Source organism: Sphingomonas sp. BK036, from assembly GCF_004216825.1.
Classification (GTDB): domain Bacteria; phylum Pseudomonadota; class Alphaproteobacteria; order Sphingomonadales; family Sphingomonadaceae; genus Sphingomonas.
Map to the genome: position 1 here is coordinate 327,132 of NZ_SGXR01000004.1, position 19,926 is coordinate 347,057.

Consider the following 19,926-nt stretch of genomic DNA (forward strand, 5'->3'; position numbering starts at 1 on the left):
TTTGGATTAGTTGGTTTCGGGCGGCACGGGCCGCGGTTTGCGGTCGTCGCCGACCGCCACGAAGATAAAGCGCGCTTGGGTCACCTTGCAGCTGTCGTTGCTGTGACGCGCGCGGCGCCACGCCTCGACCTCGATCGTCATCGACGTTCGGCCGACCGCGATCAGGTGTGCGTAGACCGACACCTCGTCGCCGACGACGACGGGCATGTGGAATTTCATTGCGTCCGCCGCGATCGTGACGGCACGCCCGCCGCTGCGTCGCGACGCGACCGAGCCGGCGGCCAAATCCATCTGCCCCATCAGCCAGCCGCCGAAGATATCGCCATACGGGTTGGCGTCGGCGGGCATCGCGGTGACGCGGATGGTGGGCGCCATTTCAGGCGGGAGTTCGGTCATGCTTCAATCCTGCGGGTCTCGCGGTCGAGACGGCGGGCGCGACGCAGCGGGCGGATTCCCATCGCCAGCGTCGCGACCATCGCCGCAGCACCGCACCACCAGATCACGTCCCATCCGAGCGGATAGGACCATGCCGCCGCCCAGGTGATCCCGACCGCCGCCACGAGCCCCGCAACGATGTGCAGGATCTCGATGGTGGTGCCCGAAAGCGACTTGAACGACGACATCAGGCCCATCTCAGGCGAGCATACCCAGCGGGTTCTCGACGAGATGCTTGAACGCCTTCATGAACTGCGCGCCGTCCGCTCCGTCGATCGCACGGTGATCGAAGCTGCCGGTCGCGGACATCACGGTCGCCACGGTGAGTTCGTCGCCGACGACGTACGGACGCTTCTCGCCCGCGCCGACCGCGAGGATCATCGCCTGGGGCGGGTTTATGACCGCATCAAACTGCGTGATGCCGAACATGCCCATGTTGCTGATCGAGGCGGTGCCGCCCTGATATTCCTCGGGCTTGAGCTTACCGTCGCGCGCGCGGGCGGCGAGGTCCTTCATCTGAGTCGAGATCGACGATAGCGAGGCGGTGTCCGCACCGACGATGATCGGCGTGATCAGCCCCGACGGCGTGCTGACCGCGACCGAGATGTCGGCGCGCTGGAAGCTGATCAGCTGGTCGGGCGTGAACATCACGTTGCAGGTTGGGACCTGCATGAGTGCGACCGCCTGCGCCTTGATCAGCAGATCGTTGACCGACAGCTTCACGCCGCGCGCTTCGAGGCTTGCGTTCAGCTCGCCGCGCAGCTTGAGCAGCGCGTCGAGACGGATGTTCACTGTCAGGTAGATGTGCGGAACGGTCTGCTTCGATTCGGTCAGGCGACGCGCGATCGTCTTCCGTACGTTGCTGAGCTTGGTCGCTTCGTGCGGGATGTCGGGCACGGTCGCAGGCTTGGCGGCAGGCGTGGGGGCTACGGTGGACGCGGTCGGCGCGGCGGCTTCGGTCTGCACAGCAGCCGGCGCGGCACCCGGCTTCGCGTTTTCGACGTCAGCCTTGACGATGCGCCCCTTGGGCCCCGACCCCGACACGGCGCCGAGATCGATGCCCTTGTCGGCGGCGAGCCGACGCGCGAGCGGGCTCGCCTTCACGCGGTCACCCGACGCGGCCGGGCCGGCATCTGCGGGACGACCGTGATCTTCGGCCGACGCCTCGGTGCGGGCTACGGGCTTGGCCTCGCTGCCGGTATCGTTGGGATCCTTCGGATCGGGCTTGGCTTCCGATTCCTTTGCGGCCAGCTCGGGCGTCTCGTTCTTGGTCGGTGCGGACACCGACGAGGCGTCCTCGCCCTCTTCGGCGATGATCGCGATGACTGTGCCGACCTTCACGTTGTCGGTACCCTCGGCGACTAGGATCTTGACGACCGTGCCTTCATCGACGGCTTCGAATTCCATCGTCGCCTTGTCGGTCTCGATCTCGGCCATCAGGTCGCCGGATTTCACGACGTCGCCTTCCTTGATCAACCATTTGGCGAGGGTTCCCTCCTCCATGGTCGGGGACAGCGCAGGCATCTTGATCTCGATCGACATGGATTTCCCCAGGGCGTGACGTAACGGCATGCCTACTCGCGCCCTCGTCCGCTCGGGTCAACCCCGCCGCACTTGCGTATCGACCCGCTGCGGCCCAATTACGGTTAATAACGGGGGCGAAAATGCGCATTTATCTGGTGGTGATCGACGACAGTCCCGAAGCGGGCATCGCGTTGCGCTTTGCCGCGCGGCGTGCCGTGAAGACCGGTGGCGGCGTCGAGATCCTCACCGTGATTCCGCCGCAGGAGTTCATCGCGTTCGGCGGCGTCCAGGCGACGATCGAGGAGGAGGCGAATCTTCACGCGCAGGGTCTGGTCGCGGCGGCGGCGGGCACGTTGCTGGAAGAATCGGGACTGCGTCCGTCGATCACGGTGCGCGAAGGCGAGGGGCCCAGGATCATCCGCGAGATGATCGCGGCGAACCCCGAGATCGCGGCGCTGGTGCTGGGAGCAGCGGCAACGGGCGCGCCGGGGGAACTGATCGCGCATTTCACGGGCGCCGATGCGGGCGCGCTGCCCGTGCCGGTGATGATCATCCCGGGATCACTGACCCGCGAGGCGATTGACCGGTTGAGTTGAGCCTGGCCCGCCGCACCGAATGCCAGGCTTGCTCAGGCGACCGGTAAGGCAAGCCGCTGATCGAGGAGCTGTTCGACCTTTTTCATCCCGCTCTGGGTGAGTTGCAGCGCGTCGATATCGGGCAGGGCCGGCTCGAACAGCGCCTTGGATTGCAGCACGCGCAGCCAGCGTGAGATTGTCGTCGGCGACAGCGCCAGATGTTCGGCGATCGTCGCGGTCGACGCGATCCGGCCCTCGGCTTCGGCGACATAGGTCAGCAAAAGGATCGTCCAGGCATGATCGGCGAACAGATCCGCCCCAAGGATGGCATCGCGCGCGCGCATGACATCGAGAAAGTCGCGCGCGCGGCGCCACATACGATAGGGCGCCATCTCGAGTTCGTCCGTGTCGTCTATCGTCGACAGGGTACCGACCAGATAGCCACCATCACATCCGGCCAATCGCGAGACCTGGACTTCCATCAGGATGATATTGCCCGTGCCACCGATGTAGCGTTTGCGTATTTTCGCCGACTGTCCGTTCGACCGTAACGCGGCAACCTTCGTCAAGTTGACGGCGAGATCATCGGGATGTGTGATCGACATATAGGACATGCCAATCAATTGATCGCGATCGCGCTGCAACATCGTCGCGACCGGTGCATCGATCACCTGGATAACGCCGTCTGCATTCGAGATTGAATGCCCTATCACCATCGACCGTTCCTCCAAGCCAAACATATGTTTAGCAGAGATCATGAAGAAGCTATCACACTTCGATCATGTTCCGATCAATCAGCGTTTTTGTAAGCCTCTTACAATGCGTTCGCTGTGAGGGCGTTACGCATCGCGGGCCCAATCTCGATCAGCGCACTAAGGGCTTGAGCCGCAGCGCCGATCGCGGCACGGTTCGGCGATGCCGATCTTCGCCGTACCGCTGCTTCTCGCAGCCGCCGCCTCTCCCGCTACCCAGCCAACCCGGTTGCCCGCACCGTCGGCCATCCGGTTAAAGGCCGATGTTACGACGATGGTCGGTTTCGGAACGCGACATACCGCGTCGACGACGACCGATCCGAAACGGGGAATCGGCGCGGCGCGGAACTGGGCGGCGGCGCGGTTTACGCAGATCGGCGCCTCGTGCGGCGGGTGCATCGTGGTCGACCGGATCGCGCGCAGGTTCACGGGGCCGCGTGCGCCGACCGGCGTCGTGGTCGAGGATGTACTGGGGATCCAGAAAGGGCGCGATCCAAACCGCGTCGTGATCGTCGGCGCGCATATCGACAGCCGTGTGACCGACGTGATGAACGTCACCTCGGATGCACCCGGCGCCAACGACAACGCGTCGGGTGTTGCGCTGGTGCTGGAGGCGGCGCGGATCCTGTCGCAGCGGCAGTTCGAAGCGACCATCGTCTACGCAGTGTTTTCGGGCGAGGAGCAGGGCCTTTGGGGCGCCGAACTGCTCGCCGACACCGTCAAGGCACGGGGCTGGGACGTCTCGGCAATGCTGAACAACGACATCGTCGGCAACACCGTCGGCCAAGGCGGCGTGCGCGTTGCCGACAAGGTTCGCGTATTCTCCGAAGGTATTCGCGCATCGGAGGATCTGGTCGCACAACAGGGCCGGCGCGCAGAGGGCGGCGAGGACGATGGCCCGAGCCGCGCGCTGGCCAAGGCGATCGACGGGGTAGCGAACGACGTGCCGGGCGGGCTCGACGTGATGCTCGACCGCCGGCCGGACCGGTTCGGCCGCGGTGGCGACCACGAGCCGTTCCTCAAGCTCGGCTATCCGGCGGTCCGTTTCTCGGTCGCGGCGGAGAATTGGGACCGCCAGCACCAGGACCTGCGGACCGAGAACGGCGTGGTCTATGGCGACACGATCGAGGGCATGGACTTCGCCTATCTCACAAAGGTAACCGCGCTCAACGTCGCGACGCTCGCCCGGATCGCGGCCGCGCCCGCCGCGCCCGAGGACGTGTCGATCGAGGGCGCATTGTCGCGCGACACGACGGTCAAGTGGCGCGCGGTCCCGAACGCGACGACGTACCGCGTGCGCTGGCGGCGCAACGACTCGCAGGATTGGACCAACGCGCGCGACGTGCCGGCAACCGGGGCTAACCCGCAAACTGTACTGACGCAGGTTCCGGTAGACGACAGCTTTGTCGGTGTCTCCGCGGTTTCGGCCGATGGTGCGGAGAGTGTGGTGAGCTTTGCAGGGCGCGAACGCCGCCGCTGATCGCGCGCGATCAGGCGGCGACCGCGTCCTTCCACTCGCGGTTGGCGAGCGCGCGGGCGTCTTCGGCGGACATCGGTCGGCCAAAAAAGAAACCCTGCGCATGCGTGCAGCCAAGCTCGTGAAGGACGCCGAGTTCGGCTTTGGTTTCGATGCCCTCTGCGGTCGTGTCCATCCCCAGGCTCGTCGCAAGCGCGATCCCGGCGCGGACGATCGCCACGGCTTCGCGCAGCCCGCCGGCGGCGTCGCGGACGAAGTTGCGGTCGATCTTCAGCGAGGAAAAGCGCGTGCGGCTAAGATAGCCGAGCGACGAATGACCCGAGCCGAAATCGTCGAGGCTGAGGCGCACGCCGAGTTCGGCGACCCGGTCGAGAATCTGGGTCGCGCCGAGGCCTTCGTGCATGAACACGCTTTCGGTCACCTCGAGCTCGAGCCGTTCGGGCGAAACGCCAGTGCTCGCCAGCGCCGACGCGATCGTGGTGACGAAACCGGGATTGCGCAGCTGGTCGGCGGAAACGTTGACCGCGATCCGCATGTCGGATGGCCAACGCGCAGCCTCCTCGCACGCGGTCCGGACCACCCACGCCCCGATCGGCCCGATCAGCCGGGTCTCCTCGGCGAGCGCGATGAACTTGGCCGGTAACACGCTGCCGAATTCGCTGCTGGTCCAGCGCAACAGAGCCTCGAACCCGCAGGGCAGCTGGCTGCCGGTCTCGACGATCGGCTGGTAGACTAGGTGCATCTCGCCATTCTCGATCGCGTCGCGCAACGCCGCCTCGAGCACCCGGCGCTCTTCCGCCTGCACGTGTAGTTCAGGCTCGTACCGGCGAAAGACGCCGCGTCCCGCATCCTTGGCGCGGTAGAGCGCGAGATCGGCCGACCGGACCAGCATCTCGGCGGTGCGCCCATCGCGGGGACCCATCGCCAGCCCGATACTCGCACCGATATGGAGCGTATGCGCGTCGATCTCATAGGGCTGCGACAACGCGGCGATGATTCGTTCGGCAAGCCGCTCGACTGCGGCGGTATCGCTGGCGTCGCGGATCACAACCGCGAATTCGTCGCCGCCGAGCCGCCCGCAAATCTCGTTGACGCCCATCAACTGCTGGACCCGCTCGGAGACGCGCCCCAGCAGTCGATCCCCGATCGGATGGCCGAGCGTGTCGTTGACCGCCTTGAAGCGATCGAGATCGAGCATCATGAACGCATAGCGGCCACCCCAGCGATCCGCGTCCGCCATCGCCTTGACGAGCGTCTCGTTGACCATCAGCCGGTTGGGCAGGCCGGTCAGCGTATCGAAGCGCGCCATCCGGTTGATCTTGTCCGCCAAATTGCGTTGTTGGGTTATGTCGGCGCTGACACCAAGGAAGCCGTAAAATTCGCCGTGGTCGTCGAAGCGGGGCGAGGCGGCCATTTCCCACCAGCGATCCTCGCCGTCGATCCGCACGGGGAGGCGCAGTTCGCGGAAGCTCTCGCGCCGTTTCAGCCGTTCGGCGAGCGTTCGCAGCCCGGAATCAAACTCGCCGGTGTCCCAAGACGGGCCCGCCAGCACCTGCAGCAGCGGCAGGCCGTTGAGGCTGGCGGGATCGACCCCGCAGGCGGAGGCGAACCGCGCGCCGGCCTTGACGATGCGGCGGTTCGAGTCGGTCTCCCAGAGCCAGTGCGCGCGCGTGGCATCGAAATCGCCGAGCAGCAGGCTGACCGTCTCGTTGCGATCGTCGAGCACGAGCTCGCCCGCGCGGATCACGACGAGCGCGCGTGCGCGGTGGAGGCACGCGGCCATCAGCAAGCCGGTGAACAGAAACAGCCCTAGCGCAGCGGCCGAACTGCCCGCAAACGCCAGCTGCACGACCATCGCCGCGCCGAGATAGCCAAGGAACACGAGCGTCGCGAGTGCGAGCGGCGCCATCGCCAGCGCCGCGGTCGCCATCAGCACCGCAAGCGTCAGGCCCAGCCCCGCGGTCGTCCCGGTCGGCGCGTGCGTGCAGAAGAACACCGGCACCGCGGACCAGACGAGCGCGAGGACGAAGCCGTCCCACATCGTGCGGCGCAGATCGCGCAGGCTGGCATAGCCATCGCCGCGAGGATGCGTGGCAAGTCGGCGAAACCCGACCCACACCGCGGCGGTGACGACCAACGGCACCCAGGCCGCGATCTGCCAGTGCGGCACGATGCCGCGGACCAGCCAAGCGATCGCGAGCGTCGCCAGGACGTTGCTGGCGAGCAGGAACAGCGCGACGCGACGGCCTGCAAACAATTGCCCGGCACGAATCCGGCTCCAGAACACCGGATCGCCGCCCTCGCGCATCCCCAACAGCGTGGCGATGTCGACGGCAATGCGGCTCGACGGAAGAGGCGGGGACTTGGTCACGCTGCTGTCATACGGATCGGCTGGTTATCAGAACGTATGTACTGCCCCAATTCGGATCCAACTAACCTCGTTTTGGTCAAATCTAACGGAAACGCCGTCACTTATGGCGCTGTCAGTCCGTCACGCGGCGATATCATAGGGTTTGATGTCGCCGCTGAGATACAGGTTGCGCGCCTTGGCCCGGCTCAGCTTGCCCGACGAGGTGCGCGGCAAGGTGCGCGGCGGGATGAGTTCGATCAGGCAGTTCATCCCCGTGACCGAGCGGACCCGCTCGCGGATCTCATCGCGCAGACGCAGCCGCTCGGACTCGTCCGAGCTGCGGCACTGGACCAGCACAGCAGGGGTCTCCTCGCCGCCGGGCGTGGTGATCGCGAACGCGGCGATATCGCCCGCCTTGAAACCGGGAAGCTGTTCCACCGCCCATTCGATGTCCTGCGGCCAGTGGTTCTTGCCGTTGACGATGATCATGTCCTTGGCGCGGCCGACGATGTAGATATAGCCGTCGGACATATAGCCCATGTCGCCGGTATCGAGCCAACCGTCCGCCATGCACGCGTCAGTCGCGGCATCGTCGCGGAAATAGCCGACCATCACCGACTTGCCGCTGCACCAGACCTTGCCGATCGCACGATCGGGGAGGGGCGTGCCGTCCTCTTCGCGGATCTCGATCCGCATGTCGCGGACGGGCTTGCCGCAATTGACGATCGCGCGGTAGCGCTGCGGGCGGTCATTGCCGCGGCTCCCGCCCGAGAGCTGCGTTTCCTCGACGAGCTCGACGCGGATGCCTTCGCCCGGCGGCATCAGCGAGACGGCGAGCGTCGCCTCGGCAAGGCCGTAGCTCGGGAGGAACGCGGTCGCCTTGAAGCCCGCATCGGCGAACGCATCGACGAACGACTGCATCACGTCGGGGCGGATCATGTCGGCGCCGTTGCCCGCCACGCGCCAGCGCGACAGGTCGAAGCGGTCGCTCGCCTTGGTCTGGCTCGACATGCGGCGCGCGCAGATATCGTAGCCGAAGGTCGGCGAATAGCTGAGCGTCGTGCCCGTGTTGCGGCTGATCAGATCGAGCCAGGCGAGCGGACGCCGCGCAAAATCCTCGGTCTTGAGATAATCGGTCGAGACCTGGTTGGCGATCGGCGACAGGAAGCAGCCGACCAGCCCCATGTCGTGGTACCAGGGCAACCACGATACGCAGCGATCGGTGTCGCACACCGCCATGCCGTGGCTGTGCGCGGCGAGGTTGTTGAGCAACGCCGCGTGCGTGATGACGACGCCGTGCGGGAAGCGCGTCGAACCGCTCGAATATTGCAGATACGCGATGTCGTCGGGCTTCGCCTCGGGCAGGGTCGCGACCGGCGCCTCGCGGGCGACGAACTCGGACCAGTCGATCCCGACGGTGCCCGACAGCCGAGCGGCCTCGCCCGCCATCTGCGCGAGTTCGGGCGGGAAAATCAGCATCTTCGGATCGCAGCTCGCAAGCTGGACGCGGAGCTGTTCGATGTAGGAATCTCGACCGCCGAACGAGGTCGGCAGCGGCAGCGGCACGGGCCATGCGCCGGCATAGACGACACCGAAGAACAATGCGGCGAATTCGGGACCGGTTTCGGCGACCAGCGCGATGCGATCGGCGGGGCCGACGCCCGCGGCGATCAGGCGATCGGCCATCGCGCGCGCATCGGTGCGCAGCTGCGCATAGGGATAAGGCTGCGACAACGTGCCGCGCGCATCATGGAAATTAAGCCCGCGGTTACCGGTCGCGGCGTAATCGAGCGCTTCGCCCAGCGTACCGAAATCGGCGAAACGGCGCGGCAGCACGTCCTCGGTCGGCGTCGCGACGATCGTCGCCGCGGTCTGGCCGTCCTTATGAAGCGTTTCGGTCGTCATCGCAGTTCCTGTCTCTGGCGTCGTGCCCGGCATGGCGGCTGAACGCACCACGCCTATCTCAACTCTAGCCGTTCAACTTCGGGTGTCAGTGTGGCACAATGATGGCGTGTCCGACGATGACGACCCCGATCAGGCGCCTGGGCGTCCCGAAAAGCGCGGCAAAGCGCGCTCAGCCGGGCGTGGTGGAGCCCGTGGCGGCGAGCGCGCGCCCCCCAAACCGCTCGACGCCGCGGCGCTGGAGCGGATGGCGCTGCGCTATGTCGAGCGGTTCGCGACGACGCGAGGGCGGCTGACAGACTATCTGGGGCGCAAGATCCGTGAGCGCGGCTGGGACGATGGCGCGGCGGCGGCACCGGCCGATCCCGCCGAACTCGCGCAGCGCATGGCCGATCTCGGCTATGTCGACGACCGCGCCTTTGCCGAGCAGCGCGCGGCGGCGATGCAGCGACGCGGGCTGGGCGCGCGGCGTGTCGCAGGGGCGTTTCGCGAGGCGGGGATCGACGAGGGCGATGCGGACTCGGTCGCGCCGGCGATCGCGGATCGCGCCGTCGAATCGGCGCTCGCCTTCGCGCGGCGCAAGCGAATCGGGCCCTATGGCAGCGGCGAGGGCGATCGAAAGCTCCATGACAAACAGCTCGGCGCAATGTTGCGGGCGGGGCACCGGTTCGATCTGGCGCGTAAAATTGTTGCGACTCCGCCATCCGATGACCCAGAATCGATCGATTTCGGCTGAGTTATTGCAACGGATTCGTTGCGACCGGGACGAAGCATGCTAGCTAGGGTTCAGGGGTGTAACAATGCGTAGACGCAGCAGGGTGCGGCCATGACGACGCAAACCGGATCGACGATGATCGCGGCAAGTGTCGCGGTCGGGGACGAGGGTAAAACCGCGGTCGGGGGGCCGATTTCGGACATCGTTGCGGGGCAGGCCTTCGTGGCTGCCCCGGACGCCGTCGAGGTGCGCGCGATCGGCGGCGTGATCAAATGGTTCGACGTGACGCGCGGCTTCGGCTTCGCGGTCGCGGACGACGCGACCGTCGGTGACATCCTCGTGCATTTCTCGGTATTGCAACCACATGGCCGCCGCAGCCTGCCCGAGGGCGCGCGAGTCGAGACGCTGTCGGTCCAGCGTGGCCGCGGGTTCCAGGCGCGCGAGATCGTCTCGATCGACATGACCAACGCGGTCGAGGAGCCCGTCCGCGCGCCCGCATCGCCCGACCGGATCGATCCGATCGCGATGATCGATGCCGCCGGACCGTTCGAGCCGGTGTCGGTCAAATGGTTCAACCGGTTGAAGGGCTATGGCTTTCTGGTACGGGGGTCGGATGGCAGCGACATCTTCGTCCATATGGAAACGCTGCGTCGTGCCGGGATCGAGACGGTCGAGCCCGAGCAGCCGCTGCGCGCCCGCGTCGTCGCAGGCCGCAAGGGGCCGCTCGCCGTCGCAGTCGAAGAGGGTCTTGGATGAGTTTGGTTGCGAAGGCCGTACTGGCCGGGGTGCTGGCGCTGGGCGTCGGCGCCGGGGGTGTGGCGTATATGAACCGCGGAGATGAGTCCGAAACGGCGAAGGTCGCGACGCTGAAGCTGACGATCAAGAGCACGAACGGGACGCATGCGTTTACCGTCGAGCGTGCCAAGACGCAGGACGAGCAGTCGCGCGGGCTGATGTTCCGCACCGACCTGAAGCCCGATGGTGGGATGTTGTTCTGGCCCTATCCCTCGACCGGCGGTGCGCCGGTGGATGCAAGCTTCTGGATGAAGAACACGCCGAGCTCGCTGGATATCGTCTATATCCGTGCGGACGGCACGATCGCGCGGATCGCGGAGAACACGGTGCCGTTCTCGGAAACGCCGGTGCCGTCGGGCGAGCCGGTCGGGGCGGTGCTCGAGCTGATGGGGGGCAGGTCGGCCGAACTGGGGATCGCCGAGGGCGACCTGGTGACGTGGGACAAACGCGCGGACTGAGCGGGCGGGCGACGGCGTTTTGTCAGCTCGGCTGCGCTCTCCATCGCGGACTTTGCCGTCCTGCCGCATCATCATGGTTGAAGCCTGCCCCCACTCGGGTTAAGCGCGGCGCATGGGCTTTCTCGCATCGACTTTCACGTGGTGGAACGGCGCCACCCTCGGCACCAAATTCGGCCTGCGCAGCATGGCGAAGATGGGCGAGGACGCGCTCGGCAACGTCTATTACCAGGGCGGCAAGGACACGTCGGGTAATCCGCGCCGCTGGGTGATCTATCAGGGCGCCACCGACGCGAGCCGTGTGCCGCCCGCGTGGTTCAGCTGGCTGCATCACCAGGTCGACGACGTGCCCGAGCGCGCGCTGCCGCCGGTACGTACCTGGCAGAAGCCGGCCGTTCCCAACATGACCGGCACTGCGCTTGCCTATCGGCCGTCGGGCGCGCTCGAAAAGGGTGGCAAGCGGGCTGCCGCGACGGGTGACTATGAAGCCTGGACGCCCGAAGGGTGATCATGCGCTGGCTCGCCGCGGCCGTGTTGGTCGTGGTGCTGGGGGTGGGCGGCTGGTTCGGATACCGCGCGCTCACCACGCCCGTGGCGAAGGTGGCGGCGGTCCAGCAGGAGCTGCCGGGCGTCGACGAGCCGGCCAATTCCTCGATCGAGACGCTTGATACCGGCACGGCGACGATCGCCACCGGCGGTACGCCGATGGCGCAGCGCGTGGCGGTGCTCGGGCTGCTCAACAAGCGTAACGGCGAAACCCGCGAGGTGACGCTCAAGCCCGGCCAGGCGACCCGGATGGGCGATGTCGTGCTGCGGTTGCGCGCGTGCGAACAGACCGCGCCATGGGAGCAGGAGCAGCTGACCGGCGCGTTCGTCCAGGTGCTGGTGCGCGGCGTCGACACGAAATGGCGGCGGAGCTTCTCGGGCTGGCTGTACAAGGAACGCCCCGCGCTGAACGCGGTGCAGCATCCGATCTACGACGTGTGGACCAAGAGCTGCGCGATGACCTTCCCCGCGACCGGGCCCGATACCGCGCCGGCGGCCGAGGCCTTGCCCGCCAAGCGATCGAGCGCGAAGAAATCGCCCGCGGCCGCAGCGCCTGCGACCGACGATGCGGGGCCGAGCGCGCCGTCGAGTGCGGCCCCCAGCAACGCCACGTAATCCGCGCGGTCGATCTCGATCGCGCCGAGCGAGGCGAGGTGCGAGGTCTGGAACTGGCAATCGAGCAGGCTGAACCCGCCTGCGCGCAGGCGCGCGACGAGATGCGCCAGCGCGACCTTCGATGCGTCGGTGGCGCGGCTGACCATGCTCTCGCCGAAGAACGCGCGGCCGAGCGCGAGGCCGTAGAGCCCGCCGACGAGCTTGCCGCCGTCCCAGCATTCGACCGAATGCGCGAACCCCATCGCGTGGAGAGTCTGGAAGACGCGTTCGATGCCGTCGTTGATCCACGTTTCGGGGCGGCCCGCGACGCTTTCGGCGCAGAGCTCGACGACTCGCTCGAACGCGGTGTCGACGGTGATCTGGAACCGGTCGGCCGCGATTGTCTTGCGCAGCGAGCGCGAGAGCTGGAAACCGTCGAGCGGCAGGACGGCGCGGCGGCGCGGCTCGACCCAATAGACGCTGGCGGCGTCGCGGCTGTCGGCCATCGGGAACACGCCGACCGAATAGGCGCCGAGCACGATCTGCGGATCGAGGATGTCGCTCATGCGGCGAGGTTGTGTTCGATCCGGCGCCACAGCTCGGCGAACGCCTGCGCCGCGGCTGACCGGGGCGCGAACACGCCCACGGGCGCGCGCCTGACCGCCATCGACTCGATCCCGCTGGCCATCGGGATCACCGGCCAGTCTGGGTGCCGCGCCAACGCCTCGGCATGGAGCGCGCGGCGCTTGTCGACCATGACGTGGACGGGGAGCAGCGCGGTGCGACCGCCGAGATGCTGGACGACCGCGTCATAGGCGCGCGTCGACAGCGGCGAGGGGATGACGGGGATCACGATCAGGTCGGCGGCGCGCATCACCTGGTCCGCGGTCTCGGTCAGCCCGGGCGGGCAATCGAGGATCACGCGGTCATAGCCGGCAAGCTCGCCCAGCAGCTTGGCGAGGCGCTTCTTCTTGTCGAGATCGTGGAACAGCTGGTCGAGACCGCGCAGCGACGCGTCGGCGGCGATCAGGTCGAGGTGGCGATAGGGAGTCGGCCGCGCCTGCTTGGCAACGGCGACGTCCTTCGAGAACATCGCCTGTGCCTGGTCCGCCTTCCCGGGGCCGCCGAGCACCCAGGTCGAAGCCGCCTGCGGATCGAGATCCCAGAGCAAGGTGCGGCGCGCGGACAGCGTTGCGGCGCACCATGCGAGGTTCACTGATAGCGTCGTCTTCCCGACGCCGCCCTTGAGGCTGTAGATCGCGACTGTTGCCATCACGCTACGGTGCCGGTCCGGGGCAGTAAGGGCAAGAGCGCGCGGCACAAAGAAAGGGCCGGCGGAAGATCCGCCGGCCGTCAGGACTCTCGGTGCCGACCTGAAATCAGGCGTGGCAGGCAATCAGGCGTGGCAGGTCTGGGCCGACTTGCCCGGCGCGGTGAGCGTGACGCTCGCCTCGTCGCCGGTCATCGACCAGCCGCCCTCGGCGGTCTTCGGCGCGCCGGCAACCTCGGACTTCAGCGTGGTCGGGGTGCCGCCCTTCTTGGTGCGGACCACGGCCTGCTTGTCGCCCTGGAAGAACGTCACGTAGAGCAGGCTGTTGTCCTTGCAGCGCAGCGTCTGCTCGGACTTGATCGCGGGCGGCAGCACGACCGGTGCGGCGTTTGCCAGCGTGTTCGCCATCGGATCCGGGTTGGTATCGATCACCTCGGGCGAAGCAGGCTTGGAGTTGCAGGCAGCCAGCACGAGCAGCGCGGCGACGGCGGTCATGGGGAGGATTTTCATAGCGGAACATCGCTTCGCGCATGCAGCATGGAGCGTCAAGGCTTATGGCCCGTCGCGCGCCGGGCGTGCGCCACGCAGTCGCAAGGCCAGTGACGAAGCGTGGCAGATCCGCGACGACCGCCCCCAAGCGTCGTTTTTGGCGCGGCAAAGTTTCGCTCGCTTGCCCGCGCTGGCCGGGGACGCCACATACCCCCCATGCAAACGACACCTGATACGCTCGCCCTGATCGGCAACACCCCGCTCGTCCGCCTCAAGGGCCCCAGCGAGGCCACCGGCTGCGATATCTTCGGCAAGTGCGAATATGCGAATCCCGGCGCGTCGGTGAAGGATCGCGCGGCCTTGTTCATCGTCGAGGACGCCGAGCAGCGCGGCTTGCTCCAGCCCGGCGGGACGATCGTCGAGGGGACCGCGGGCAATACCGGGATTGGCCTGGCGCTGGTCGCCAATGCCAAGGGCTACAAGACGATCATCGTCATGCCCGAGACGCAGAGCCGCGAGAAGATGGACACGTTGCGCGCGCTCGGCGCCGAGCTGGTGCTGGTCCCCGCGGCGGCGTTCTCGTCACCGTGCCACTTCGTTCACACCTCGCGCCGGATCGCCGAGGAGACGCCTGGGGCGATCTGGGCGAACCAGTTCGACAACACCGCCAATCGCCGCGCGCACATCGTCGGCACCGCCGAGGAGATCTGGGCGCAGATGGACGGCCGGATCGACGGCTTTACCTGCGCGGCGGGCACCGGCGGGACGATCGCGGGCGTCGGGCTGGGGCTCAAGGCCAAGGATGAAACCGTCTGCATCGCGCTGAGCGATCCGCACGGCGCCGCGCTGTATAATTATTACGCGCATGGCGAGCTGAAGTCCGAGGGATCGTCGGCGGCCGAGGGGATCGGGCAGGGCCGGATCACCGCTAACCTGGAGGGTGCGCCGATCGACACGCAGTTCCGTATCTCGGACCAGGAGGGCTATGCCTGGGTCCGCCGGCTGCTCGACGAGGAAGGGCTGTGCCTGGGGCTGTCGTCGGGGATCAACGTTGCGGGCGCGGTCGCGCTCGCGCGGCATCTGGGGCCGGGCAAGCGGATCGCGACGATCCTGTGCGACACCGGATTCCGCTATCTCTCGACGCTGTACGATCCGGCATGGCGTGCGGCCAAGGGGCTCGGCTGATCGCCCGGATGCGCGGGAATCGACAGCGGCGCGATGGTCGGGTATCCTGGCGCGGCAAGATGAAGTTACCACATGACCCCTCGCAGACGGCGCAGCGCATCAAGGTCGGCATGATCGGGCTGGCGGCGGTCGTCCTTCTGATCGGGCTGGCAAGCGCGATCATCGGCTCGGCCAACCGCGAGCGCCCGGTCGCGACCGCGGGCACCGCGCAGCCGGACGTGGTCGCGAACATGGGCGTTTCGAACCTGGTCGACCCGGCTGGGGCGGGCGAACCGCTTGCCGAGATGGGGGTTGCGCCGAGCGCTAACTCGCAGGCGCCTGCGCAGTAGCTGGCGCTGGGGGCGTTGGGGTTTGGGGCTGAGTGGCAGCGTATTGCGTGGCGGGTGTCGTTAGCCTGATCGTTGCCCGGATCGCCACATGGATCGTTACTCCGATCATCCCCTATATCGTCACCCCAGCGAAGCTGGGGTCTCCAGTGTGGCAGGCGACGGGAGTCACATGGGGATACCCCAGCTTTCGCTGGGGTGACGGTTTTGGGCATGTGGTGCGATAGTTTATTCTCGGTTCTCGCCGTTCGCCGTCAAGGGCTCGCCATCCGCCATCCGCCGTCCGTCGTCTCGCGTCCGGTGTCCGGCCTGACACGTGGCGCATTCAGCGTACGGCAGTCTGCGTACGGCATTCGGTCTGTCGCATTCGGCTCGAGAGCTGGTTCGCGACACCAGCGCGCATCGATATCGGCCAAATCCCTGGATTTCCCCGGCAACACCCCGCAGACTGCCCGGATCGAGTCCGATCTGCACCGAAATTCCCCCCGAAGCGGCGCGCGGAACTCGTCGCAATTCCGTCCAATCCCCAAAAATCCCGTTGCGTCCCCGGACCTCTATGGTAGATGGAGGTTAATACAGGGGCACGTTCACCGTTAGCTGTCAGCGCGGTCGGAACGCGGCGAGAGTCGCGTTTTGAGATGGTGAGGCGTGTGCGCCATTTCGAAGGGTTTTGGCGTGTCGGTGCGGGGTCGCTATCAAGGAGACGGTATCGGCCTTGTCGACGACAAGGGCCGGGTAGCCATCCCCTCGGCGCTCCGCACGACACTTTCCGCAAATGCGCCCAAGGCGAACGGCAAGGACGGCGGAACCATCATTATCGGCGCGCATCAGAAGAATCGCTGCCTGGTCGCGTATGATCCGGGCTATGTCGACATTCTCGCCGAGCGCCTCGACCGCCGCGAATCCGAGAACACGTCCGAGAACGGCGAGTACGACTATAACATCAAGCGCGCCGCAGCGTCCGGCGAAGCCGTCCCCTTCGACGGCTCCGGTCGCTTCATCATGCCCGCCTTCCCGCGCTTCTATGCGGGTATCAAGGGCCATGCGTTCTTCTACGGCGTGCTCGACTATATCGAGATCTGGGACCCCGCGACGCTGATCGCCACCGACGGCATGCCCCCCGTCGTCAAGGAGATGGCGCGCTTCTACATGGCCGAGAAGGGGGTGCAGCTGTGAGCAGTCCTGACGCTCCGCATATCCCCGTCCTGCTCGACGAGGTCCTGGCCGCGCTTTCCCCTGAGCCCGGCGAGACGATGGTCGACGGCACGTTCGGCGCAGGCGGCTATACGCTGGCCTTGCTCAAGTCGGGCGCTCGCGTGATCGCGTTCGATCGCGATCCCGATGCGATCGCCGCCGGCCGCGGAATCGAGGATGCCGAAGACGGGCTGACGCTGATCGCCGCGGACTTCTCGGCGATGGCGTCGGAGCTCGAGACGCGCGGACTGGCGCCGGTCGACGGCGTGACGCTCGACATCGGTGTGTCGTCGATGCAGCTCGACCAGGCCGAGCGCGGCTTCTCGTTCCAGTCGGACGGCCCGCTCGACATGCGGATGGCGCAGGCCGGCATGTCGGCGGCAGACTTCGTCAACGAGGCGGACGAGAACGAGATCGCCGACGTGCTGTACCAATATGGCGACGAGCCCAAGTCGCGGCGCGTGGCGCGCGCGATCGTCGCGGCGCGCCCGCTGACGCGGACCGGCGAGCTGGCGCACATCGTCCGCCGTGCGCTTGGCTACAAGGCGCACGACAAGAAGGACCCGGCCACACGCGCGTTCCAGGCGATTCGCATCCATGTGAACCGCGAGCTGGGCGAGCTGGCGGACGGGTTGCTGGCGGCCGAGCGCGTGCTGAAACCCGGCGGGCGCCTGGCGATCGTGACGTTCCACAGCCTCGAGGACCGGATGGTGAAGCGCTTCCTGCGCACGCGTTCGGGCGGGGCGCCTTCAGGTTCGCGTCATCTTCCGCAGGCGAAAGCCGTTGCAGAACCTAGTTTTTCTCATGTCGGCCGCGGTGTGCGCGCCGGCGAGGCCGAGGTCGCACGCAATCCGCGCGCGCGCTCGGCGACATTACGGACGGCGCGGCGGACCTCCGCGCAACCCTGGACGGAAGAGGTGACGACATGACGGCGGCGTATCGGATGAAGGGTGTGGGCTGGTTCGGGGGCTGTGTCGCCGTCGTGCTCGGTTTCTACCTCGTGTCGCTGCAGGTGGCCGCCGAGCGCAAGAAGCTGGAGGCGGTCAACGGGCAGATCCGGTCGGCTGAGCGCGATATCCGCGCGCTGGAGACCGAGTTCGACACGCGCGGCAACCTCGCGCAGCTCGAGCGCTGGAACGGCGACACGCTGGCGCTGTCGGCGCCGACCGCGGGCCAGTTCGTGGTGAGCGAGGCCGCGCTCGCGTCGCTCGATGTCAACAGCCTGCGCGCGGACGGGGTCCAGACCGCCGCGCTGCTGGTGCCGTCGGGGGCAGGGTCGGTCGTGTCGACGCCGGTCGTTCCGGTGACCGCGGCGCCCGCGGTCGTGAAGCTCGCGCCCGCGCCGGTGCAGATGGCGCAGGCAAGCGCGCCGCGCGCGATCAACGTCGCGATTGCGGCCGCGTCGAAGACCGCGCTGAAGCCGGTGGTGATCCGTGCGTCGGTGGCGACGCCGCGGTCTGCCGAGGCGGCCCTTGTCCGCGCGGCCAAGACCGATCGCCTGGCGGCCGTCGCCAAGGTTCGGCCGCAGGCGGTCGCGATGCTCGATCGCAAGCTGCTGTCCGACACAACTCTGGGTGACATCATGAGCGGTGCGCGCTCCGAGAGCGGCCGGCGGCGGTGACCGCGTTGGTCGCCCGGCCTGTCGCGCAACATCGTAGCGCCAACCAGCGTCACGCGCTGGTGGCGACCGCGCACACGCGCCTGATGATGCTGATGTTCCTGTTCGGCGCGGCGGTGCTGGTGGTGGTCGGGCGGCTGGGGATGCTGGCGGTGCAGGCGTCGCTCGCCGATCCGCAGGCGCGCGCAGCGACGATCGCGGCACGCGGCGACATCGTCGATCGCAATGGCGCGCCGCTGGCGCGGACGATCGATGCGTGGACGATCGCGGTCCACCCCAAGAAGCTGATCGGCGACCCGACCGAGGTCGCGAGCAAGCTGGCCGCGCTGATGCCCGAGGCGGGCGACCAGGCGCATTATTATGCGCTGCTGACATCGGGCAAGAGCTTCATCTATCTGCAGCGGCGCGCGTCGCCCGCGCTCGTCGAGCAGGTCAATGCGATCGGCGAGCCCGCGATCGTGTTCGACCGCGATACGCAGCGCCTGTATCCGCAATCGACGATGGCGGCGCATGCGCTGGGCTTCCTGTCGACCGCGGGGCACGGGATGAGCGGGATGGAACGCGTGCTCGACGAGCGGCTGACCAACCCTGCGCTCAACGGCACGCCGGTCGCGCTGTCGCTCGACAACCGAGTCCAGGCGGCGATGGAGAGCGAACTCGGCCGCGCGATGACGACCTTCTCCGCGCGCGGTGCGGGCGGCATCGTCCTCGACGTGGCGACGGGCGAGGTGATCGCGATGGTTTCGCTGCCGACCTTCAACCCCAACCGCGTCGGGATGGCGGGCAGCGAGGAGCTGCGCAACGTCACGACGCAGAGCGTGTTCGAGCTGGGATCGACGTTCAAGCCGATCACGATGGCGACCGCGATGGATACCGGCGTCGTTACGTCGTTCGCGCGGCGGTTCGATGCGACGCACCCGCTGCAGGTCGGCCGCTTCACGATCCATGACGAGCGGGGCGATCCCAAACGCTGGCTGAACATGGCCGAGACGCTGATCTATTCCTCGAACATCGCCACCGCGCGCGTCGCCGACGAAGTCGGGCCGGCGCGAATGCAGACGATGTTCAAGAAGCTGGGCTTCGACACCAAGCCCGATATCGAACTGCGCGAGAAGGGCCGCCCGTTGTGGCCGAAATACTGGGCGCGCACGACGACGATGACGACCGCCTATGGCCACGGCATCGCGGTGACCCCGCTGCATCTGGCCAGCGCCTATGCGGCGTTGGTCAATGGCGGGATCTGGCGGCCGGCGACGTTGCTGAAGGTCGCGCCGGGGCATGCGCCGGTCGGGCGTCGTGTGATCAGCGAGCAGACCAGCGCGCGGATGCGGCAGATGCTGCGGCTGATCGTGCAGCGCGGCACGGGCCGCAAGGGCGACGCACCGGGCTATCGCGTCGGCGGCAAGACCGGCACGGCCGAGGCGGCGGTGTCGGGTGGCTATGACCATTCGCGCAACGTGGCGACGTTTGCCGCCGCGTTCCCGATGGATGCGCCGCGCTATGTGGTGCTGGCGATGCTCGATTCGCCGCTCGGCACGAAGGAAACCGCCGGGTGGAAGACGGCTGCGTGGAACACTGCGCCGGTGGTGGGCCGGACGATCTCGCGCGTCGGCGCGATGCTGGGCGTGGTGCCCGATGCGCACCGCGACATCGACGTGTCTGACATCGTGCCGACTTTGTGGCAGGACCCGACCCGTACGCAGCCAACCGGGCAATGAGGACGA

At 67.3% G+C, this 19,926-nt stretch carries 21 protein-coding genes and 1 pseudogene; 13 read left to right on the plus strand and 9 right to left on the minus strand.

Translation table 11 applies throughout. The annotated features are described in order from the left end of the window. Nucleotides 1-6: 6 nt before the first annotated feature. Genes EV283_RS08585 through EV283_RS08595 form a run of 3 tightly spaced genes read right to left on the minus strand, consistent with a single transcriptional unit; the run spans nucleotide 7 to nucleotide 1,977 of the window. Nucleotides 7-396 (minus strand): acyl-CoA thioesterase, encoded by a 390-nt coding sequence (locus EV283_RS08585; protein ID WP_130324434.1) that lies wholly within the window; start codon nucleotides 394-396, stop codon nucleotides 7-9. After that, nucleotides 393-623 (minus strand): hypothetical protein, encoded by a 231-nt coding sequence (locus EV283_RS08590; RefSeq protein WP_242615876.1) that lies wholly within the window; start codon nucleotides 621-623, stop codon nucleotides 393-395. The genes EV283_RS08585 and EV283_RS08590 overlap by 4 nt, the downstream gene beginning before the upstream one ends. A 10-nt stretch (nucleotides 624-633) precedes the next feature. Next, nucleotides 634-1,977 carry a pyruvate dehydrogenase complex dihydrolipoamide acetyltransferase gene (locus tag EV283_RS08595; protein ID WP_130324438.1) on the minus strand — a complete coding sequence of 448 codons (1,344 nt, stop codon included), beginning with the start codon at nucleotides 1,975-1,977 and terminating at the stop codon, nucleotides 634-636. Nucleotides 1,978-2,099: 122 nt separating this feature from the next. On the opposite strand from EV283_RS08595, the gene EV283_RS08600 reads away from it, so the two are divergent. Beyond that, a complete protein-coding gene (locus EV283_RS08600) occupies nucleotides 2,100-2,555 on the plus strand; it encodes a universal stress protein (RefSeq protein ID WP_056417478.1) in 456 nt (151 codons plus the stop codon). Nucleotides 2,556-2,587: 32 nt separating this feature from the next. Here the strand turns inward: EV283_RS08600 and EV283_RS08605 are convergent, their stop codons facing one another. Continuing rightward, nucleotides 2,588-3,250 (minus strand): PAS domain-containing protein, encoded by a 663-nt coding sequence (locus EV283_RS08605; RefSeq protein ID WP_165391727.1) that lies wholly within the window; start codon nucleotides 3,248-3,250, stop codon nucleotides 2,588-2,590. Nucleotides 3,251-3,449: 199 nt separating this feature from the next. On the opposite strand from EV283_RS08605, the gene EV283_RS08610 reads away from it, so the two are divergent. Continuing rightward, a complete protein-coding gene (locus EV283_RS08610; protein WP_130324442.1) occupies nucleotides 3,450-4,766 on the plus strand; it encodes a M20/M25/M40 family metallo-hydrolase in 1,317 nt (438 codons plus the stop codon). Nucleotides 4,767-4,776: 10 nt separating this feature from the next. On the opposite strand, the gene EV283_RS08615 is transcribed toward EV283_RS08610, so the two are convergent. Then, nucleotides 4,777-7,134, minus strand: coding sequence for a GGDEF and EAL domain-containing protein (locus EV283_RS08615; RefSeq protein WP_242615877.1), 2,358 nt, complete (start codon nucleotides 7,132-7,134; stop codon nucleotides 4,777-4,779). A gap of 120 nt (nucleotides 7,135-7,254) precedes the next feature. Further along, complete coding sequence (locus EV283_RS08620) at nucleotides 7,255-9,018, minus strand: fatty acyl-AMP ligase (protein WP_130324444.1); 1,764 nt, start codon at nucleotides 9,016-9,018, stop codon at nucleotides 7,255-7,257. Between the two features lie 244 nt (nucleotides 9,019-9,262). On the opposite strand from EV283_RS08620, the gene EV283_RS08625 reads away from it, so the two are divergent. The 5 genes and pseudogenes from EV283_RS08625 to EV283_RS19610 all read left to right on the plus strand — a co-directional run. Next, nucleotides 9,263-9,751 (plus strand): RecX family transcriptional regulator, encoded by a 489-nt coding sequence (locus tag EV283_RS08625; RefSeq protein WP_107957598.1) that lies wholly within the window; start codon nucleotides 9,263-9,265, stop codon nucleotides 9,749-9,751. Nucleotides 9,752-9,841: 90 nt separating this feature from the next. Next, on the plus strand, nucleotides 9,842-10,486 hold the full coding sequence (locus EV283_RS08630; protein WP_242615878.1) for a cold shock domain-containing protein: 645 nt from the start codon (nucleotides 9,842-9,844) through the stop codon (nucleotides 10,484-10,486). Continuing rightward, nucleotides 10,483-10,983, plus strand: a complete 501-nt coding sequence (locus tag EV283_RS08635) for a DUF192 domain-containing protein (RefSeq protein ID WP_130324446.1) — start codon at nucleotides 10,483-10,485, stop codon at nucleotides 10,981-10,983. The genes EV283_RS08630 and EV283_RS08635 overlap by 4 nt, the downstream gene beginning before the upstream one ends. Before the next feature lie 112 nt (nucleotides 10,984-11,095). Next, complete coding sequence (locus tag EV283_RS08640; protein ID WP_056417497.1) at nucleotides 11,096-11,488, plus strand: NADH:ubiquinone oxidoreductase subunit NDUFA12; 393 nt, start codon at nucleotides 11,096-11,098, stop codon at nucleotides 11,486-11,488. Nucleotides 11,489-11,685: 197 nt separating this feature from the next. After that, nucleotides 11,686-11,919, plus strand: a pseudogene (locus EV283_RS19610) (DUF2155 domain-containing protein); the annotation flags it as partial. A gap of 35 nt (nucleotides 11,920-11,954) precedes the next feature. Here EV283_RS19610 and aat read toward each other — a convergent pair. The 3 genes from aat to EV283_RS08660 form a co-directional block, all read right to left on the minus strand. After that, nucleotides 11,955-12,686 carry a leucyl/phenylalanyl-tRNA--protein transferase gene (gene aat / locus EV283_RS08650; protein WP_130324448.1) on the minus strand — a complete coding sequence of 244 codons (732 nt, stop codon included), beginning with the start codon at nucleotides 12,684-12,686 and terminating at the stop codon, nucleotides 11,955-11,957. Beyond that, nucleotides 12,683-13,393 carry a ParA family protein gene (locus tag EV283_RS08655; protein WP_130324450.1) on the minus strand — a complete coding sequence of 237 codons (711 nt, stop codon included), beginning with the start codon at nucleotides 13,391-13,393 and terminating at the stop codon, nucleotides 12,683-12,685. The genes aat and EV283_RS08655 overlap by 4 nt, the downstream gene beginning before the upstream one ends. 123 nt (nucleotides 13,394-13,516) lie before the next feature. Beyond that, nucleotides 13,517-13,900, minus strand: a complete 384-nt coding sequence (locus EV283_RS08660; protein ID WP_056417506.1) for a hypothetical protein — start codon at nucleotides 13,898-13,900, stop codon at nucleotides 13,517-13,519. A 195-nt stretch (nucleotides 13,901-14,095) separates the two neighbouring features. Between EV283_RS08660 and EV283_RS08665 the strand changes: the two genes are divergently transcribed. From EV283_RS08665 to EV283_RS08690, 6 genes are all read left to right on the plus strand, one after another. Then, complete coding sequence (locus tag EV283_RS08665; RefSeq protein ID WP_130324452.1) at nucleotides 14,096-15,064, plus strand: cysteine synthase A; 969 nt, start codon at nucleotides 14,096-14,098, stop codon at nucleotides 15,062-15,064. A gap of 59 nt (nucleotides 15,065-15,123) precedes the next feature. Next, nucleotides 15,124-15,393 carry a hypothetical protein gene (locus tag EV283_RS08670; RefSeq protein ID WP_130324454.1) on the plus strand — a complete coding sequence of 90 codons (270 nt, stop codon included), beginning with the start codon at nucleotides 15,124-15,126 and terminating at the stop codon, nucleotides 15,391-15,393. Nucleotides 15,394-16,065: 672 nt separating this feature from the next. Then, entirely contained in the window at nucleotides 16,066-16,566 is a 501-nt protein-coding gene (locus tag EV283_RS08675; protein ID WP_056052920.1) for a division/cell wall cluster transcriptional repressor MraZ, read from the plus strand. After that, nucleotides 16,563-17,513: a 16S rRNA (cytosine(1402)-N(4))-methyltransferase RsmH gene (gene rsmH / locus EV283_RS08680; RefSeq protein WP_130324455.1), complete on the plus strand. Its 951-nt coding sequence runs from the start codon at nucleotides 16,563-16,565 to the stop codon at nucleotides 17,511-17,513. The genes EV283_RS08675 and rsmH overlap by 4 nt, the downstream gene beginning before the upstream one ends. Then, the gene (locus tag EV283_RS08685) at nucleotides 17,510-18,205 is read left to right on the plus strand and encodes a hypothetical protein (protein WP_130324457.1); all 696 of its coding nucleotides are present in this window, start codon (nucleotides 17,510-17,512) and stop codon (nucleotides 18,203-18,205) included. The genes rsmH and EV283_RS08685 overlap by 4 nt, the downstream gene beginning before the upstream one ends. Next, a complete protein-coding gene (locus EV283_RS08690; RefSeq protein ID WP_130324460.1) occupies nucleotides 18,202-19,920 on the plus strand; it encodes a penicillin-binding protein 2 in 1,719 nt (572 codons plus the stop codon). Before EV283_RS08685 ends, EV283_RS08690 begins: the two co-directional genes overlap by 4 nt. Nucleotides 19,921-19,926: the final 6 nt, after the last annotated feature.

Coding starts and splice junctions, on each gene's coding strand:
- EV283_RS08600 (WP_056417478.1), top strand. CDS start 2,100: ATGCGCATTTATCTGGTGGTGATCGACGACAGTCCCGAAGCGGGCATC.
- EV283_RS08625 (WP_107957598.1), top strand. CDS start 9,263: ATGGCGCTGCGCTATGTCGAGCGGTTCGCGACGACGCGAGGGCGGCTG.
- EV283_RS08655 (WP_130324450.1), bottom strand. CDS start 13,393: ATGGCAACAGTCGCGATCTACAGCCTCAAGGGCGGCGTCGGGAAGACG.
- EV283_RS08685 (WP_130324457.1), top strand. CDS start 17,510: ATGACGGCGGCGTATCGGATGAAGGGTGTGGGCTGGTTCGGGGGCTGT.
- EV283_RS08665 (WP_130324452.1), top strand. CDS start 14,096: ATGCAAACGACACCTGATACGCTCGCCCTGATCGGCAACACCCCGCTC.
- EV283_RS08605 (WP_165391727.1), bottom strand. CDS start 3,250: ATGGTGATAGGGCATTCAATCTCGAATGCAGACGGCGTTATCCAGGTG.
- EV283_RS08590 (WP_242615876.1), bottom strand. CDS start 623: ATGTCGTCGTTCAAGTCGCTTTCGGGCACCACCATCGAGATCCTGCAC.
- EV283_RS08660 (WP_056417506.1), bottom strand. CDS start 13,900: ATGAAAATCCTCCCCATGACCGCCGTCGCCGCGCTGCTCGTGCTGGCT.
- EV283_RS08620 (WP_130324444.1), bottom strand. CDS start 9,018: ATGACGACCGAAACGCTTCATAAGGACGGCCAGACCGCGGCGACGATC.
- EV283_RS08610 (WP_130324442.1), top strand. CDS start 3,450: ATGCCGATCTTCGCCGTACCGCTGCTTCTCGCAGCCGCCGCCTCTCCC.
- EV283_RS08585 (WP_130324434.1), bottom strand. CDS start 396: ATGACCGAACTCCCGCCTGAAATGGCGCCCACCATCCGCGTCACCGCG.
- EV283_RS08595 (WP_130324438.1), bottom strand. CDS start 1,977: ATGTCGATCGAGATCAAGATGCCTGCGCTGTCCCCGACCATGGAGGAG.
- EV283_RS08630 (WP_242615878.1), top strand. CDS start 9,842: ATGACGACGCAAACCGGATCGACGATGATCGCGGCAAGTGTCGCGGTC.
- EV283_RS08670 (WP_130324454.1), top strand. CDS start 15,124: ATGAAGTTACCACATGACCCCTCGCAGACGGCGCAGCGCATCAAGGTC.
- aat (WP_130324448.1), bottom strand. CDS start 12,686: ATGAGCGACATCCTCGATCCGCAGATCGTGCTCGGCGCCTATTCGGTC.
- EV283_RS08635 (WP_130324446.1), top strand. CDS start 10,483: ATGAGTTTGGTTGCGAAGGCCGTACTGGCCGGGGTGCTGGCGCTGGGC.
- EV283_RS08640 (WP_056417497.1), top strand. CDS start 11,096: ATGGGCTTTCTCGCATCGACTTTCACGTGGTGGAACGGCGCCACCCTC.